A 15753-nucleotide genomic window follows, 5' to 3' on the forward strand; every position below is an offset into this window, starting at 1 on the left:
ACCCTGGGAACCGGCTCTGAAGCATGCGCGACTATGTGAAAAGCAAAGATTTCCATCGGCATATGCGTTCGCGGCTGGCTCCGCGATTTCAGGAGCTCGGATGGGAATCGCAAACGGCCGGCAAGTGCAGCTTTGCCCGGGGCGCGAGGGTCTTTTGGCTGCAGGTATCGCAATATTCGAACAGCGTCATGGGCGCCAGATTTACGATTAACATGTCCGAGGGCTCCGGCCCCACCAGCGATACGAGAATACTTTTTCGACTGAACGAGGCAGATCGTGCGATTGGCAAAGCTCTGGAAGAAAGCATCATCGCGCGCCTGCGCAGGCCGGATCCTGATCCTGAGATTGAAGTCGTCGGAGATAACGGCGGGACCGTATTGGTGAAGCTCGGCGATCTCCCGCGAGCAAATTCTCGGCAGTGGGTCGGTCCCGCCGACGTCTGGCTGCCTTACTTCAGCAAAAGCGATCTTGACGACTGGGCTGCTTTTCTCCTGCCTCGCCTCGAGCGGCTGACCGCACCTTCCTCATCTGAAACGATCGATCCGCAGCTGTGGGCGCAAGGGTTTCGCCGTCTCGTGAGCTTTTTGCGCTCGAGGTGAGGTTCTAACCGGCCACCGGCTCCAGATCGACAAGCGCCTTGATCGGCAGATGATCCGAGGCGACCCGCGCCAGCGGCGTATCATGCGCCTCCACCTCCGAGATGATCCCTTTACGGTTGGCGATGATGCGGTCGAGGGCCAGGAGCGGTAGGCCGGCGGGGAAGCTCGGGACGGCGGGCGGCAGTTCGCCGAAGGCGGATTGGAAGGTGTTGAGCGAGGAGCGGTCGCCGAGCCGCCATTCGTTGAGGTCGCCGAGCAGGATGGTCGGCATTTCCCGTCTGTCGTTGATGAGGTCGACCAGCATGCGGGCCTGCTGGGCTCGGTTGTGGCGCAGCAGGCCGAAATGCGCGGCGATGATGCGCAGCACCCCGCCCTGCTCAAGTTCGATCTCGGTGACGAGGGCGCCGCGCGGTTCCAGTCCCGGCAGCTTGACCTGATGCACGTCATGCACCAGCCCCTTCTTGAAGAGCACGACATTGCCATGCCAGCCATGCGCCTTGGCCATGCCGGCAACCGGCACCGGGATCAGTCCGGTTTCCCGCTCCAGCCGGCCGAGGTCGAGAATGCCGGTGCGCTCGCCGAAGCGCGTATCCGCCTCCTGCAGCGCAATGACGTCGGCGCCGATTTCATGGATCACCCGGCTGGTGCGCTCCGGATCGAAGCGGCGGTCGGTGCCGACGCATTTGTGCACGTTATAGGAAGCGATCAACGTTCCGGCGCTGCGCGGCCTCGTCTCCGTATAGGCTGGGTCGAGCCGCTTTTTCCTGCTCCTGATCGAGGCAAGGATGCTGGCGGGAAGATTGTGTTTTCTGGCGTGCATCGGAAGGTGCAGTTGTTCCGTTGATCAAAAAAAGGCTTCTCTCGGCAGTATAGGAGGGCAAGCCGAACTTGCCACGCCCAAACGCCAAAAAATCCTTCAGAGATAGGGCGAACCCAGCCACAGCACCTTTTCGAGCAGCCGCACCGGAAAGGGCCGGGCGCGTAAGCCGTCCAGCGTCACCGGCGATGCCGATTTCAGGGTTTCCTCGATATGTTCGTCGATCTCGCCGGCAAAGCCCTCGTTCAGAACTTCAAGATCGACTTCGAAATTCAGCCGCAGCGAACGCGGGTCGAGATTGGAGGATCCGACATAGGCCCAGGTGCCGTCGATCGTCAAAAGCTTCGAATGGCTGAAGCTGCCGGTCGAGCGCCAGATCCGACAGTAACCCTTGAGGATCTGGTCGAATTGGGCCGTCATCGCCCGGTCGACCAGCACCAGGTTGTTGACCGCGGGCACGACGATATCGACTTCGACGCCGCGCCGTGCGGCCGTCACCAGCGCACTGATCAGTTCGCGGTCCGGCAGGAAATAGGGCGACATGATGCGGATTGACTGGCGCGCCACGGAAAAGGCGCCCATCAGCATCTTGTGGTTGGTTTCGACGCTGCGATCCGGTCCGGAGGCGACGACGCGCATCAGGATGGGATCGCCGGGGCTGCGCTGTGGCGGTTCGATGCGCCAGGCCTCGCCGTTCAGCAGCTCCTGGGTGGAGAAGCGCCAATCCTCGGCGGCAAGGTCGAAGAGGTCGGCGACAACAGGGCCGGTGACGCTGAAATGCGTGTCATGGGCGAAGCTCTCGCCCGTCGCCTCCTCGCTGAAACCCGCGCGGATGTTCATTCCGCCCGTCAGCGCGATCTTCCCGTCAACGATCAGGATCTTGCGGTGGGTGCGCAGATTGGCATAGGGCAGCCGCAAGCCCATGATGACATTGCCGTTGAAGACGGAAACGGTGACGCCGCCATCCCGGAGATGGCCGAGAATGCTCGGCACCGAATAACGTGCGCCGACCGCATCGATCAGCACCCGGACCTCGACGCCGCGCTTGACCGCGGCAATCAGCGCGTCGGCGACGCGAAGGCCGATCGCGTCGCGGTCGAAAATATAGGTTTCGAGCAGAATGCTGCGCTCCGCCTCATCGATGATCGACTTCATCGCCGCATAGGCCTCGTCGCCGGTCTCCAGCACATCGATCGAATTGCCCGAGGTCAGCGGGTTGCGCGTCACCCGGTCGCCGAGCGTCTGCAGCGCCGCAAAGCGGCGGCCGAACTGGCTGATCACCGTCTCGGCCTCGGCGTCGAAGGTCTCCAACTCGTCGAATTCGGCAGAAGGCAGCAGCGCGTCGCGACGAATGCTCAGCGATTTCCGGCGGATGCGGTTGATGCCGGCAATCGCATAGAGCACCGCGCCGATGATCGGAGACAGGATGATGACGCCGACCCAGCCGATCGCGGCGCGCACCTCCTCCTTGGTCATGGCGGCATGGATCGCCGCCGCGGCCCCCATGGCGATCGAAACGACAAAGAGGATATGCGGCCAATAGGTCGACAGAAGATAGAACATCGCTGGCAAATATAGCCGGGAAACGGCGACGTTCAATCGCGCCACCGCTCTCCCATGACGCGAAATTTTTCGCCGTGATCATTTTGCCGCCTGCGCCGGCACCGGAACAATCGCCGCCCACATCGATTGAGCCCGAAGAGACGAGGATCGCGATCATGAACATCATCGCAAATGTCGGTCCCGCCCTGGCGCTTGACGTCGCGGAGGCGGAAAGCATGGCCGAACTGCGGCATCAGGCTGAAGGCTGCACCCGCTGCGATCTCTACAGGAATGCCACGCAAATCGTCTTCGGCGAAGGGCCTGGGAACGTCGAGATCGTCCTCGTCGGCGAACAACCTGGCGATCAGGAGGATGTGACCGGCAGGCCCTTTGTCGGCCCGGCAGGCCGGTTGCTCGATCACTGCCTTGATGAGGCCGGTCTCGATCGCCGGCGCTGCTATGTCACCAATGCGGTCAAGCACTTCAAGTTCACGGCGCGCGGCAAACGGCGGCTGCATGCAAAACCCAATGCCGGCGAGATCCGGCGTTGCGCCTGGTGGCTCGGCGCAGAGATCAATATCATCAAGCCGAAACTCGTCGTCACCCTCGGCGCAAGCGCGCTCTATGCGCTGCTCGGGCCAAAGTTGAAGCTGACGCCGGAGCGCGGCCATATCCTGTATCCGGCAAACCACCCGCCTGTCCTCGTCACCATCCACCCTTCCTACCTCCTGCGCATCCGCGACGAGGCGGAGCAGCAACGGCTGCGTCTGGATTTCGTGTCAGATCTGCACAAGGCGGCGGGGTTTCGGCCCGAATGAATGGCGATTCTCAACCCTGATATGCTGCAATGCGAAATATTTCCGGTTGCATGGGCGATTTCGCTTGAAAGAACTCCCCTCCTCTGGAACCATCCAGGCAGTATCGCGTTCGAACGACGGCATCATGTGACTGGAGATCAAGCGATGGCAGAAACTCGGGACGAGTGGATCAAAAAACGTGCATACGCCCTCTGGGAAGAAGAGGGTTATCCGACAGGGCGAGAATCCATCCATTGGGAACAGGCACGCCACGAGCGCGAAGCGCTCGACGGCTCTGCTGGTTCTTCCGGCGGCAAGGAAGTCAAACCCAAGGCGAAACGCAGCGTCGCCGGCAGCAAGACGAACGGCGTCGTGACACCGGCACCAAAACGGACGGCGAGCCGCAAGACGGCGCTCTGAAGCCCGAAATCACCCAACTGGATCAAAAAAGGGCGTCGTCGCGGCGCCCTTTGATGCTTTTTGTCATAAGCTTGAATTAGTTGTACGTTATCGAATTTCCGGAGGACGGGCTTCCATTCGGGGGTGACAGAGGCCGGAATGACGCTGCAAGCTTTGAGGCTTCTTAAAAAAGTTGAGCCTTCGCCCGGCAACCGGGAACAAGAATCTACGCTGGCTGTTTATGGCGAAACCGGGGAAGTTGCCATGAACGACGGCCGTCCGAACATCTTTTCCGTCTCGCTTGTCGCAGCCGGCGGCCGCGCTTCGATTACGGTCGTCTAGGGGATGGAGATGTTGCTGCTTGCCATCGCCGCCCTGATTTATCTCGGCCTCGCGCTCGGCGTTATCCTCGTCGTCGACAATCTCGTCGGGTTGGTTTTCCGTGACCCTCGCGCGCCGGTGCAGCCGTCATTTTTCGACATCGGCCGCGCCTTTGTTGCGTCGCAAAAGCTTTATCGGAAATAGCAGCGCGGCGCAGTCAAGAGCGCGGCTGTTGCCTATCCTTATCCCGCACCCGCGCACTGTCCAAATCGGGATATTTCCGCATCAGATACACCTCGCTGTTGCAGCTGCCGTCACTTGCCATCAGTTCAACCGTGGCTCAAGAAAGTTTGCGGCATCGAAAGCGGCTTTCGTTCCGAAATCCGGATCAGTGATCCCAAGGCCGGAACTTTCGACCCCGGCACCAGTTTGATCCCTTTGCACACCAGAGGAGGCGACGATGCCGAGAGGTGACAAATCCGACTATACCGACAAGCAGAAGCGCAAGGCCGAGCATATCGAGGAGGGTTACGAGGATCGCGGGGTCTCCGAGAAAGAGGCCGAACGGCGCGCCTGGGCGACGGTGAACAAGGAAAGCGGCGGCGGCAACAAATCCGGTTCCGGCCGCGGCAAGAAGGATACGCATGAATCCTCCGAAAAGGGCGGCCGTGCCGGCGGTGCCGCATCCGCCGCACGCTCGAAAGCGGAACGCTCCGCTTCGGCGAAGAAAGCGGCCGCAACGCGCAAACGCAATGAACATCACAGCCACCACTAGCAACAGGTCCGAATGGCGGTCATTTGCCGCCGGCCGCATCCGACAAAGGATTTTCAGAGATGGCCAAATCGAAGAAGAAATGGTCGCAAGATGTCACCGACCACAGCGATGCGATGGATCTGAAGGAAGGCGTGTTCAAATCGGACGATCCGAAAAAGATCGCCCGCTCGGTCAAGCACTCGGCCGAGGAGAGCGATCACCGCAAGTCGAGCCCGTTCCGGGCTGCCATGTCGATGCTGACCTTCTACATCAATCGCGCCGGCGACCAGCTGACAAAAAAGCGGCGCGGCACCCTTGAAAAGGCCAAGGACGAGCTGCGAAAAGACTTCGGTCGTCAACCGAAGGGTTAAGCAGATATGGCATACGAGCTCTATTATTGGGACGGCCTCCAAGGCCGCGGCGAATTCGTGCGGTTGGCGCTTGAGGAATCCGGCGCCGATTATGTCGACGTCACCCGTGAGCCCGGTCGCGGTACGGACGCCATGTTCGCCCTTATGAAGAGTGAAAGCGAACCGCACATTCCCTTTGCTCCGCCCTTCCTTAGGGATAATGAACTGATCATCCCGCATGTCGCCAACATTCTGTTTTATCTCGGTCCGAAGCTCGGCCTTGCGCCTGAAGATGAAGGCCTTCGCCATGTCGCCAACGGCCTGCAGCTGACCATCACCGATTTCGTCGCCGAGGTGCATGATACGCATCACCCGATCGACACATCGCTTTATTACGAGGACCAGAAGCCGGAAGCGAAAGCCCGCTCGGCTGCCTTCATCCGCGATCGCATTCCGAAATTCCTCGGTTATTTCGAGCGTGTGCTGCGGCAGAACCCGAGCGGCCCTCAGCACATCGTCGGCAATGGCCTCACCTATGTCGATCTCTCGCTCTTCCAGGTGATCGAAGGCCTCACCTACGCCTTTCCGAAAGCCATGGCGAAGCGCAAGGGGGAATATCCCACCCTGCTCGCCCTGCATGACCGGGTGGCGAAACGCCCGAACATTGCCCGTTATCTCGCCTCCCCACGCCGCCTTGCCTTCAACGAGGACGGGATTTTCCGGCATTATCCCGAACTCGACAGCGCGGAGTAACTAAAGCGGTTTATTGCAGCGGTACGGCCGCATCGAAGAAACCTCCCCATGGATCGCTCGGACGGGTTTTCAATCGCTGAGGCACGTTGGCGAGCGTGAAGGCGGCCGGGCCGCTGACCTCGTTCAATTCAGACCAATCGAGCGGCATCGAAACCGGCGCACCCGGCCGTGCCCGCGTCGAATAGGCGGCGACCGCGGTGTTGCCGCGGCCGTTGCGGAGATAATCGATATAGATATGGCCGCCGCGTTTGGCCTTGGTCGCGGTCGACAGATATTTGTCCGGCGCCTCCGTCGACATGCTTTCGGCAAGCGAATGGGCGAAATCCTTCACCTCGGCCCAGCCGGCCTTCGGCGCCAGCGGCGTCACCACATGCAGCCCCTTGCCGCCCGAGGTCTTGACGAAGGCGGCAAGGCCGCGGGTTTCCAGCCGCGCCTTGACGTCGAGCGCGGCCGAAATCACCGCACTCCAGGCCACGTCCTCGCCGGGATCGAGATCCATGGTGATCAGGTCCGGCTTCTCCCAATTGTCGGTGGTCGTGCCCCAGGGATGAATTTCGAGCACTGCCGATTGCACCAGCGCCGTAAGGCCGTTGAAATCGACGATGCGTAGCAACCTTTCGCCATCCGTTTCCTGCGGATCGGCGATCTCCTCGATATGGGGGTTCATGCCCTTCCAGGCATGTTTCTGGAAAAACCGCTGATGGCTTTTTATACCGTCCGGCAAACGCAGCAGCGCCAAGGGTCGATTGACAAGATAAGGCGCCATGAACGGCCAGACCGCGGCATAATAATCTGCCAGCCCCTGCTTGCTCACGCCCTCGTCCGGCCAGTAGAGACGGTCGGGATGGGTTAGCACGACCTCCGATGCGGGTGGATTTTTCGGGCTCATTCCTTGATCTCGCGTGTGAGGAAATCAAGTAGCCTGTTTTCCTCGGCCCGCAAGCCCCGCAGCGGTTCGGTGCCACTTTCGATCAACGGATGATCGTTGCCGGCAAGCGCGATGATCGCCGGATGGATGTAGCTCGAGCGTGAGATTGCCGGCGTGTTGTGCAGTGCTTCGGCTGCCGCCTCCGACATTTCCTTCACCGTCGGCCGGCCGCCACCAACGATCTTTTCGCGCGCCGCTCCGAAAGCCGCCAGTGATCCGGCCCAGGTGCGGAAGGTCTTCGCGGAAATGGGAATACCTGATATCTCGGCCAGATAGGCGTTCAACCGGCCGGAATCGACCGGTTTCAGCGTCCCGCTGTCATCTTTCCAGACGAAGAGCTGACGGCCGGGCAGGTCGGCGATTTCCTCCAGGATCTTCTGCAGCCTGGGATGTTTGAGACTGCGCTGGACGCGTTTACCGCCCTTGGCGCGGAATTTCAGCTCGATCTGCCCGTCGACAATCTTCAGGTGCCGCTTCAGCAGCGTCGTTGCGCCATAGGTGCCGTTCTCCCTGACATAGGCCTGGTTGCCAACGCGCAAGTGCGCCTCGTCGAGCAGAGTCGTCAGCGCCGCAAGCACGCCGTCGATATCCTCCGTACCGGTGTCGAGGTGGCGCAGCACGGTGCGGCGTATCCTCGGCAATGCCCGGCCGAATTCGATCAGCTGGTGGAATTTGCCGGCGCTGCGGAAGGATTGCCAATCCTTGTGATAGCGGTACTGCTTTCGCCCACGCGCGTCATAGCCCGTCGCCTGCAGGTGGCCGTTTTCATAGAGGCAGATCCAGACATTTTCATAGGCCGGCGGCAGTCCGAGCGCGCCGATGCGCGCCCGTTGCAATTCATCGGCAAGCGTCGTGCCGTCCGGCATGACATAGCTGAAGCCCTTGCCTTTCCTTCGCCTGCGGATGCCCGGGTCTGTATCGCTGACATAAACAAGACCAAGTTCGGTAATGGCTTCGGCATTCATGCTCTGGTTGACCTGCTACTTGCTGCGTCGGCCGAACTGGAACCAGCGGCGGCGCTGGGCCTTGGTCGCCCCCTCCGGCGGCTGCGTCTGGCCTGTCGGCGCAAAGACTGCGACACTTTGGGCATAGACGATGACCGGATTGTCCTGATCGTGCACCGCGAAGGCTTCCGTCTCCGTTCCGGTGTCGAGGATCCTCGACCATTGTTTCAGCCCGTTGACGACAGGCAGGTGGATCTGACAGTCGCCGCCAGCGTTGAGGACGAGGAAAAGGTCGTCCATCTTCTCGGTATCCGGCGCGTGCACGCTTTTCGAGATATAGACGCCGAGCACCTGCAATCCGTCGTCGTTCCAGGCGCCGTCATCCATGAAGCTACCGTCCGGCTTGTACCAGGCGATCTCGATACGCCCGTCCTCGCTGGTCTCGCCGGTCAGGAACCGCTCCTGCCTGAGGACGGGATGAGCCTTGCGGAAGGCGACGGCCTGCCGGCAGAAATCGAGGAAGGGATCGTCGAGCCCATCCCAATTCGTCCAGCCGATTTCGTTGTCCTGGCAATAGGCATTGTTGTTGCCGCCTTGGCTGTTGCCGAGCTCGTCGCCGGCCAGGATCATCGGCACGCCCTGGGAAAGCATCAGCGTCGCCATCATGTTGCGCCGGCGCCGGGCGCGGGCGGCATTGATATCGGCATTATCGGTGGCGCCCTCGGCGCCCATATTGTCGGAATGGTTATCCGAATGGCCGTCCCGGTTATCCTCGCCGTTCGCCTCGTTGTGCTTGCCGTCGAACGAGACCGTATCCATCAGGGTGAAACCGTCATGGGCGGACAGAAGATTGATAGAGGATGTGGCGCCCCGGTCTGAATGGTTGAATTGCAGTGCCGAGCCGGTGACGCGGGCCGCCACCTCCGACACCATGCCGCCGTCGCCCTTCCAGAAACGGCGCACGTCGTCGCGAAACTTGTCGTTCCACTCGCGGAAAGGGTGCGGGAAACCGCCGACCTGATAACCGCCCTCGCCTATATCCCAGGGTTCGGCGATCAGCTTGACGCCGGCAAGGATCGGATCCTGGCGGATCGCCCCGAAGAACAGGCCCTGACGGTCGAATTCCAGATCCTGCCTGCCGAGCGTGCTGGCGAGATCGAAGCGGAAGCCGTCGATATGCATGACGCCCACCCAGTAACGCAGGCTGTCCAGCACCATGCGCATCACCATCGGATGGGCGACATTCAGCGTATTGCCGGTCCCCGTCGTATCGAAGGTGTGGCGGGGATCGTCGGGCGAGAGGATGTAATAGCTTGCATTGTCGAGCCCGCGGAAGGAGAGCGTCGGGCCTTTCTCGCTGCCCTCAGCCGTGTGGTTATAGACCACATCCATAAAAACCTCGATGCCGGCGGCATGGAACTTCCGCACCATGGTCTTGATCTCGGTGATCTTGTCGCTCGACATGTAGCGCGATTGCGGCGCGAAGAAACCAAGCGTCTGGTAGCCCCAGTAGTTCCTCAGGTTGTTTTCCAGAAGATAACGATCGTCGAGAAAATATTGGATCGGCAGGAGCTCGATGGCCGAGATGCCAAGCTTGACGAGATGATCGATGATCGGATCACTGCACATGCCGAGGAAGGTGCCGCGCAGCCGGTCAGGCACCTTCGGATGGGTCATCGTCAGGCCGCGCACATGCGCCTCATAGATAATGGTGTCCGGCCAGGGGCGGCGGATCGCCTCTTCACCCGCCCAATCGAAATCCGGATCCTGAACCACGCCCTTGACCGTGAACGGCGCGCTGTCGCGTTCGTCGAAGGAAAGGTCGTCCTCGCCGATCCGATAGCCGAACAGTGCATCGTGCCATTTCAGCTCCCCCGTCACCTGTTTGGCATAGGGGTCGAGCAGCAGCTTGTTTGCGTTGAAGCGGTGGCCGGCGTTGGGGTCGTAGGGCCCATGGGCGCGATAACCGTAAACGGTGCCCGGCCCGATGCCGGCGATATACCCAGACCAGATGTCGCCCTCGCGTTTCGGCAGGGGCAGCCGGGCAATTTCATCTTTTCCGTCAGGTGAGAAGAGGCAGAGCTCTATCTGTTCCGCATGAGCCGAGAAGACAGCGAAATGCGTCCCGGAACCCGTATACTCCGCCCCCAGCTCAGGCTTGAGGAAGTCGAGTTCCGAAAATGAAAAGCTCATGATGCCCCGCTTGGTGAGATGGCCAAGCGGGAAACGTCACGGCGGTTCGAAAGTTCCGTCCTTGACGGGAAAAGCCAACGATGCGGGCTCGCCGAGGCCTCTACGGCATCAGTTGGCCGCCATTGACCTCGATGATCTGGCCGGTGATGTAGCCCGACAGTGTCGGCGAGGCGAGGAAGAGATAGGCGCCGACGCAATCCTCCGATGTGCCGACGAAACCCATCGGGATCGACTTGCGCTGCAGTTCCATCTGCTCGTCATTGGTATAACGCTCGTGGAAGGGCGTGGCGATGACACCGGGCGCCACCGCATTGACGCGGATCCTATCGGCGACGAATTCCTTGGCATGGCCGCGGGTGATCGTCGAGACGAAGCCTTTAGAGGCTGCATAGAGAATCGCGCCGTTGCCGCCGCCGTTGCGGGCAGCGATCGAGGTGGTGTTGATGATGAAACCGCCCTGCTTCTTCAGCCATGGATGGGCCGCCCGCGTCGCCGCCAGCACCGAGCGGGCGTTGAGGTCCATGACCGCGGCATAATGCGCGTCTGTGTATTCCGAGGTCGGCTTGCGGCCCAGCATGCCACCGGCATTGTTGATGAGCCCGTCGAGATGGCCGAACGTCTTCGCGGTCTCCTCGACGACCCGCTCCGTCTCGCCTTCCCGCGACACGTCGCCTTGGATCAGATGCACGGCGCCGCCGGCTGCCCGGATTTCCTCGGCGAGTGCTTCCGCCGGTTCGCGGCTGGCATTGTAATGCACGCCGACCTTGGCCCCTTGCGCCGCAAAAGCGCGGGCAAGCGCCGCCCCGATCCCGGTCGAGGCGCCGGTGATCAGCACAGCCTTGCCCGAGAGATCCGGCAGTTTGATGGATGCAAGCGATTGCGCAAGTTCTACCATGGCTAAGAAGCCTCCCGAAAAATTAAGGACATAGGTGATGAAACAGACGGGGGAAGTCTATCAGCCGAAATCGGCGAAGGGCAATGCACGAAAGGGCGATTTCGGAATAACGACATGCGTAAACACAAAAGGGCTAAAACGGGTGGCATGGAACAAAATTTGATGCGGCGCGCTTTGGCTGGCAACCCGCGCAAATGCACGGCCGCAGGTCGAAAAATTCTAGTCGCAGGTTTCCGCGATTTTCTTCAATTCGACAGCGGGCTCCAGAGTGACGTCGTCCTTCTTTCCGACGAAGCGGTAGGTCCCGCGCCACAAGCCGTCCGCAGGTTCCGAAATGCGCAGCCGATGATCGCCGTCCTTGCAGCTCGCCTCATAGGCCAAGTCACCCATGTCGGTGAAATCCAGTTTGCATTTGGCGGCCTGCGCTTTGGGTAGCACCGGGTTCACGTGGCTCTTCACGGCCGTCTTGTCGTAGCAGATCTGGAAGATCTGCTCATCGTTCTTCAGTTCGGGCGTGGGAACCGGCGTGAAGATCCTTGGAACCCACGACATGGCTGTCGTTGGCGGCATTCTGGATCATTGCAATGGCGATCGGCGGAAAGATGATGCTCCAGATCCCGAGCCAGACAATGGAAACCAACGGTCTTTGGTCTGCATTGCGTGAGCGATCGTTAAGGAGATCGCCGAGGGTCATCACCAGAACCGCCAATCCAAGCGGCACAAGGATAGCAATGAGCATGGCCGCAAGCGGCGTGACCAGACGCTGAGACTGCGCCGCACCCGCCAGCTCCCCGTGGATACGATAGACCCAGAAGGCAAAATAGATAAAGACGGCGACAGCAATACCGAGGACGAGAAGTGCTGGAAGCAAGGTGACGGAGGAAGAAATGACGTCGAAACCATTCGCCTGAAACAGATAGATGCCAAGACCCATTAGAAAGCCGAGGATCGGCGGGATGCTCAGGATGAGAGCGACCAGGAGAGGTGATCGCCGGCGTGGCGTAAGCGGCCGGTGTCGCGGACGCGGAGGTTCATCGAAGGTTAGGTGCCCGGCCGGCAGCAGCAATATGACAGCGAGGAGCAGGCAAGCCAGGAAACCCAAAACGACGGGCAGACCACCTGGATCGAATTCGGTCAACCACGAAGCGCCGATCGGCGCGACGGCCGAGATCAGGATCGTCGTTGACATGAGAGCGAGAGCGCAGCCGAAGTCGATTTTGCCCGGCCGCCCGCTTACCAGGAGGATGGCGATCGCGAGAGGAAAAACGGCCCGAACCGTGCCCAATGCCAAACCAAATAGAAACAGAAACGCCGGCGAGCCCCAAAGCGCGGGCGCGGGCAGAAAACTGAAGGCGACCACGGCGCAGATGACAAGCGGGTAAATTAAAGCCGACCGCGCACGCCGGCTCGCGACGACAAACGCCAGGAAGGCACCGACACCCCAGCCGAGAGTGGATCCGAAATAGAAGATCCCGATAGTCTGAGCGCTGCTGCCCATCATTCGTGAAATCATGGGAAGGACTGTACTAAGACCTTGCCCACCGATCGCCAAAAGAAGCGAGGACAAAAAGAGAGCCCAATAGCGATACGTGCTCAGAAAATCGGCCAGCGTCCAATCGGTATTGCTGGCGGAGGCAGACGTGTTTTCCATAAGTGAAACTTGCTCTCATTCAGTTTTGACACTGCATCCGGACCACCCAACAGGTTGTGCCGATAGACAAGGGACGGCCCAAAGCTGCAGCATCCCTTGATCGCTACTGCCCTTCCACGGCGCACAGTCCTGTACACTCTTTGCGCTCGAACGCTGATTTGAACGCAAGCGCATTCTCCCGCTCTGGCCCCGCCAGGATAGGCAACACCGCCTCGATTTGCGCGATCATAGCTACCCTGTCCGCCGGCGGCGTCGACGCCGACATGGTTACGGCGATGTCAGCGAGGCTATTCAAGAGAATATTGCGATTGGCCGTATACAGGCCCGGCGAACGCAACATCAAGACGGCACCAGTGACCATCTCATTAATGCCAAGCCGCATCTGCTGCAGTCCCGCCCGGCGCGGCTCCGTCATTTCGGCGGCCGGAAGCGTTTTAACGAAATCTGCGATGGCCTCGAACTCGGCGGCCTGCACACGCAGCAGATAGGCGGCAGCTCGCGCGATTTCATCCTGATATTTGGAGGTATTGGCGGACATATCAGGCACCGCTCCGGATTGCGGCGCGAACAAAACATAGGTCTTGTAAAGGGCGCCTGCCCGATCGGCGGTTGCAAGAAGTGCCGGCAGATCGGCCGAGATATAGGGCGGCGTGCCGAGCGTCGCCTTTGCGTCCCAAAACCGTGCGAGAATTTCGGCGTGATCGGGATTTGACCAGCGCGGCAAATCCCCTTGCGCACGGGTCTGGCGCGCAAGGTCATCCACCGCTTCAAACCTTATTGCCGCTTCACTCTGGTTTGAAGGTGAGACACCTGCCTCGCCGAGCGACGCCGAAAGCACAAAGGAACCTGCGAACAAGAGCTTCAGGAGCGCGCGTCTCAATGGATTCTCCATCAGCCGGACATAGCGATCCTGACCACTCTGAAACACATTTATGCAAGTAGCAACCGTACGGTGTGTGTCCGTACGGCAAATGAGGCCGTTAAGGTCACCTCATCACGACGTCGCTCCGAAGATCGGCTGCGGCTTCTGGCGCACGAGTGGCGGAAATGCCAGCGCGATCGCCGCCGCGCCGAGGCCAATCATCGCCGAGCCGATGAAAAGCCAGGAATAATTGGCGAAGGTGTCGAATATCCAGCCGCCGATCAGAGGGCCGAAGGCCATGCCGAGGCTGGAGAGCATCGTCGCCGCGCCCAAGACGGTGCCGATGATGCGCTGGCCGAAATACTCCCGCGCCAGCACCGCATAGAGCGGCATGACGCCGCCATAGGCGCTGCCGAAGACGATGGCGAGCGCATAGAACTCGCCGAGTTGGCTGACGAAGAGATAAGTCGCGAGAGCGCCCGCCTGCACCAAGAGGCCGGCGACCAGCACCGGCTTTACGCCGATCCGGTCGGCAAGGGTGCCATAGAGCAGCCGGCCGCCGAGGCCGGCAAGACCCTCGACGCTGTAGATGCTGACGGCCGCCATCGGCGCGACGCCGCAGATCGGTGCATAGTTGACCATATGGAAGATCGGCCCGGAATGGGCCGCACAGCAGGCAAAAAAAGTCAGGCCGAGCACGATGAACTGCGGCGACCGGAAGACTTTCGACAGCTGTGGCCGGGCGCCGCCAGCCGCGAAATCGGTGCCGATATCGTCGGCTTCGGCCGGCCGGCGCCGGACGAGAAAGGCCGCCGGCACCAGCAGCACCCAGGTGGCAATGCCGATGATCAACATCGCCGGCCGCCATTCATAGGCCGAGATCAGCCAGCGCGCGAAAGGCGAGATCGTCATCGGCGCCACACCCATGCCGGCCGAAACGAGCGACACGGCAAGTCCGCGGTTTTCGTCGAACCAGGCGGTCGTTGCCGCAATCATCGGCGCGAAGAAGGCGCTGGCGGCGAGGCCGACGAGGATGCCGTAGGTCAGTTGGAACTGCGTGAGCGTTTCGGCGCGGCTTGCGAGCACCAGCGCCAGTCCGAGCAGCACGGAGCCGATCAGCACCACGATGCGCGGGCCGAAGCGGTCGCTGGCCGCACCCCAGAGAAAGCCGCCGAAGCCCATGACGATGAAATTCAGTGTCATCGCGCTGGCGATGCCGACATGCGACCATCCGGTCGCGGTGGCGATCGGTTCCTGGAAAATCGCCAGCGAGAACATCGCGCCGATGGCAACGCACGACATCAATGCGCCCACAGCGACGATGACCCAACGATAGGAAACACCCATGGCTTCATACCTCCATGCCGATAGAGTGATCGCGACGCCTGCGCCCCGCAATCTCAAGACGTTTGAGCCGCTGCGATTTCGACAGCGCCCTCCCATCTTTTTCGCCTGGAAGCCCTACAGAGTGCGAAACATCACCAATGCGTCGACATAACCCTCGCTGGGATGGAGGAAAACGCCGGGAAGCCGGCCGACGATTTCGAAGCCGAGGGACTGCCACAGCTGAACGGCGCGCCGGTTGCTGCTGACGACGAAATTGAACTGCATGGCGTGAAAGCCGCTGGCGCGGGCATGCTCCAGCGAATGTTCATGCATAAGGCGGGCAACGCCGCGGCCGGCCGCGGCGGGATCGGTCATGTAACCGCAATTGCAGACATGCCGCCCGCCGCCGGCCTGATTGGCCTTGATGTAGTAGGTGCCGAGGATGACCCCATCCTCCGCGGCGACGAATGTCTCGCGATCCGGCCCCATCCAGTAGGCAAGTGCATCGGCTTCGGAGAGATCGCGGTCGAGCGCATAGGTCTCGCCGGCGCGGATCGTCGGGCCGATGATCCTCCAGATGGCGTTTCGGTCGTCATTGTCTGCGGGGCGGATCAGCATGCCC

The 15753-nt window shown here is 60.9% G+C and carries 19 protein-coding genes; 8 read left to right on the forward strand and 11 right to left on the reverse strand.

Annotated elements, in window-relative coordinates; translation table 11 throughout:
- Positions 1–23: 23 nt before the first annotated feature.
- Entirely contained in the window at positions 24–599 is a 576-nt protein-coding gene (locus tag ATY29_RS13935; protein ID WP_097536683.1) for a hypothetical protein, read from the forward strand.
- Positions 600–603: 4 nt separating this feature from the next.
- Here the strand turns inward: ATY29_RS13935 and ATY29_RS13940 are convergent, their stop codons facing one another.
- The gene (locus ATY29_RS13940) at positions 604–1419 is read right to left on the reverse strand and encodes an endonuclease/exonuclease/phosphatase family protein (RefSeq protein WP_003564059.1); all 816 of its coding nucleotides are present in this window, start codon (positions 1417–1419) and stop codon (positions 604–606) included.
- Positions 1420–1515: 96 nt separating this feature from the next.
- The gene (locus ATY29_RS13945) at positions 1516–2979 is read right to left on the reverse strand and encodes a phospholipase D-like domain-containing protein (protein ID WP_025418947.1); all 1464 of its coding nucleotides are present in this window, start codon (positions 2977–2979) and stop codon (positions 1516–1518) included.
- Between the two features lie 155 nt (positions 2980–3134).
- Between ATY29_RS13945 and ATY29_RS13950 the strand changes: the two genes are divergently transcribed.
- The 7 genes from ATY29_RS13950 (at position 3135) to ATY29_RS13980 (ending at position 6332) form a co-directional block, all read left to right on the forward strand.
- Positions 3135–3776, forward strand: a complete 642-nt coding sequence (locus ATY29_RS13950; protein ID WP_097536704.1) for a UdgX family uracil-DNA binding protein — start codon at positions 3135–3137, stop codon at positions 3774–3776.
- Positions 3777–3920: 144 nt separating this feature from the next.
- Positions 3921–4175, forward strand: coding sequence for a DUF2934 domain-containing protein (locus ATY29_RS13955; RefSeq protein WP_003564062.1), 255 nt, complete (start codon positions 3921–3923; stop codon positions 4173–4175).
- 138 nt (positions 4176–4313) lie between these two features.
- Positions 4314–4496 (forward strand): hypothetical protein, encoded by a 183-nt coding sequence (locus tag ATY29_RS13960; RefSeq protein WP_003564063.1) that lies wholly within the window; start codon positions 4314–4316, stop codon positions 4494–4496.
- 9 nt (positions 4497–4505) lie between these two features.
- Complete coding sequence (locus tag ATY29_RS36880) at positions 4506–4679, forward strand: hypothetical protein (RefSeq protein ID WP_165779432.1); 174 nt, start codon at positions 4506–4508, stop codon at positions 4677–4679.
- A 256-nt stretch (positions 4680–4935) separates the two neighbouring features.
- Positions 4936–5250: a hypothetical protein gene (locus ATY29_RS13970; RefSeq protein ID WP_003564065.1), complete on the forward strand. Its 315-nt coding sequence runs from the start codon at positions 4936–4938 to the stop codon at positions 5248–5250.
- Positions 5251–5309: 59 nt separating this feature from the next.
- Positions 5310–5600: a DUF3175 domain-containing protein gene (locus tag ATY29_RS13975; RefSeq protein ID WP_097536705.1), complete on the forward strand. Its 291-nt coding sequence runs from the start codon at positions 5310–5312 to the stop codon at positions 5598–5600.
- 6 nt (positions 5601–5606) lie between these two features.
- Positions 5607–6332, forward strand: a complete 726-nt coding sequence (locus ATY29_RS13980) for a glutathione S-transferase (protein WP_003564067.1) — start codon at positions 5607–5609, stop codon at positions 6330–6332.
- Positions 6333–6342: 10 nt separating this feature from the next.
- Here ATY29_RS13980 and ligD read toward each other — a convergent pair whose 3' ends face one another.
- From ligD to ATY29_RS14025, 9 genes are all read right to left on the reverse strand, one after another.
- Positions 6343–7221, reverse strand: a complete 879-nt coding sequence (ligD, locus tag ATY29_RS13985) for a non-homologous end-joining DNA ligase (RefSeq protein ID WP_025418952.1) — start codon at positions 7219–7221, stop codon at positions 6343–6345.
- Positions 7218–8225 (reverse strand): DNA topoisomerase IB, encoded by a 1008-nt coding sequence (locus ATY29_RS13990; RefSeq protein WP_025418953.1) that lies wholly within the window; start codon positions 8223–8225, stop codon positions 7218–7220. Before ATY29_RS13990 ends, ligD begins: the two co-directional genes overlap by 4 nt.
- Positions 8226–8240: 15 nt before the next feature.
- Positions 8241–10397: a glycogen debranching protein GlgX gene (glgX, locus tag ATY29_RS13995; protein WP_003564070.1), complete on the reverse strand. Its 2157-nt coding sequence runs from the start codon at positions 10395–10397 to the stop codon at positions 8241–8243.
- 100 nt (positions 10398–10497) lie between these two features.
- The gene (locus tag ATY29_RS14000; protein ID WP_003564072.1) at positions 10498–11292 is read right to left on the reverse strand and encodes an SDR family NAD(P)-dependent oxidoreductase; all 795 of its coding nucleotides are present in this window, start codon (positions 11290–11292) and stop codon (positions 10498–10500) included.
- Between the two features lie 219 nt (positions 11293–11511).
- Positions 11512–11844 (reverse strand): hypothetical protein, encoded by a 333-nt coding sequence (locus tag ATY29_RS14005; protein ID WP_097536685.1) that lies wholly within the window; start codon positions 11842–11844, stop codon positions 11512–11514.
- Positions 11786–12943: a hypothetical protein gene (locus tag ATY29_RS14010; RefSeq protein WP_097536686.1), complete on the reverse strand. Its 1158-nt coding sequence runs from the start codon at positions 12941–12943 to the stop codon at positions 11786–11788. The genes ATY29_RS14005 and ATY29_RS14010 overlap by 59 nt, the downstream gene beginning before the upstream one ends.
- A gap of 103 nt (positions 12944–13046) precedes the next feature.
- Positions 13047–13823, reverse strand: coding sequence for a hypothetical protein (locus tag ATY29_RS14015; RefSeq protein WP_097536687.1), 777 nt, complete (start codon positions 13821–13823; stop codon positions 13047–13049).
- 114 nt (positions 13824–13937) lie between these two features.
- On the reverse strand, positions 13938–15152 hold the full coding sequence (locus tag ATY29_RS14020) for an MFS transporter (protein ID WP_097536688.1): 1215 nt from the start codon (positions 15150–15152) through the stop codon (positions 13938–13940).
- 114 nt (positions 15153–15266) lie between these two features.
- The gene (locus tag ATY29_RS14025; protein ID WP_097536689.1) at positions 15267–15749 is read right to left on the reverse strand and encodes a GNAT family N-acetyltransferase; all 483 of its coding nucleotides are present in this window, start codon (positions 15747–15749) and stop codon (positions 15267–15269) included.
- Positions 15750–15753 lie beyond the last annotated feature (4 nt).

The sequence above is a fragment of the Rhizobium hidalgonense genome (assembly GCF_002914525.1).
In the GTDB taxonomy this organism is placed as follows: Bacteria; Pseudomonadota; Alphaproteobacteria; order Rhizobiales; family Rhizobiaceae; genus Rhizobium; species Rhizobium hidalgonense.

Coding starts and splice junctions, on each gene's coding strand:
- ATY29_RS14005 (WP_097536685.1), bottom strand. CDS start 11,844: ATGTCGTGGGTTCCAAGGATCTTCACGCCGGTTCCCACGCCCGAACTG.
- ATY29_RS13955 (WP_003564062.1), top strand. CDS start 3,921: ATGGCAGAAACTCGGGACGAGTGGATCAAAAAACGTGCATACGCCCTC.
- ATY29_RS13960 (WP_003564063.1), top strand. CDS start 4,314: ATGACGCTGCAAGCTTTGAGGCTTCTTAAAAAAGTTGAGCCTTCGCCC.
- ATY29_RS14000 (WP_003564072.1), bottom strand. CDS start 11,292: ATGGTAGAACTTGCGCAATCGCTTGCATCCATCAAACTGCCGGATCTC.
- ATY29_RS13935 (WP_097536683.1), top strand. CDS start 24: ATGCGCGACTATGTGAAAAGCAAAGATTTCCATCGGCATATGCGTTCG.
- ligD (WP_025418952.1), bottom strand. CDS start 7,221: ATGAGCCCGAAAAATCCACCCGCATCGGAGGTCGTGCTAACCCATCCC.
- ATY29_RS13950 (WP_097536704.1), top strand. CDS start 3,135: ATGAACATCATCGCAAATGTCGGTCCCGCCCTGGCGCTTGACGTCGCG.
- ATY29_RS13945 (WP_025418947.1), bottom strand. CDS start 2,979: ATGTTCTATCTTCTGTCGACCTATTGGCCGCATATCCTCTTTGTCGTT.
- ATY29_RS14025 (WP_097536689.1), bottom strand. CDS start 15,749: ATGCTGATCCGCCCCGCAGACAATGACGACCGAAACGCCATCTGGAGG.
- ATY29_RS13975 (WP_097536705.1), top strand. CDS start 5,310: ATGGCCAAATCGAAGAAGAAATGGTCGCAAGATGTCACCGACCACAGC.
- ATY29_RS36880 (WP_165779432.1), top strand. CDS start 4,506: ATGTTGCTGCTTGCCATCGCCGCCCTGATTTATCTCGGCCTCGCGCTC.
- ATY29_RS13940 (WP_003564059.1), bottom strand. CDS start 1,419: ATGCACGCCAGAAAACACAATCTTCCCGCCAGCATCCTTGCCTCGATC.
- ATY29_RS14010 (WP_097536686.1), bottom strand. CDS start 12,943: ATGGAAAACACGTCTGCCTCCGCCAGCAATACCGATTGGACGCTGGCC.
- ATY29_RS13990 (WP_025418953.1), bottom strand. CDS start 8,225: ATGAATGCCGAAGCCATTACCGAACTTGGTCTTGTTTATGTCAGCGAT.
- ATY29_RS14020 (WP_097536688.1), bottom strand. CDS start 15,152: ATGGGTGTTTCCTATCGTTGGGTCATCGTCGCTGTGGGCGCATTGATG.
- ATY29_RS13970 (WP_003564065.1), top strand. CDS start 4,936: ATGCCGAGAGGTGACAAATCCGACTATACCGACAAGCAGAAGCGCAAG.
- ATY29_RS13980 (WP_003564067.1), top strand. CDS start 5,607: ATGGCATACGAGCTCTATTATTGGGACGGCCTCCAAGGCCGCGGCGAA.
- glgX (WP_003564070.1), bottom strand. CDS start 10,397: ATGAGCTTTTCATTTTCGGAACTCGACTTCCTCAAGCCTGAGCTGGGG.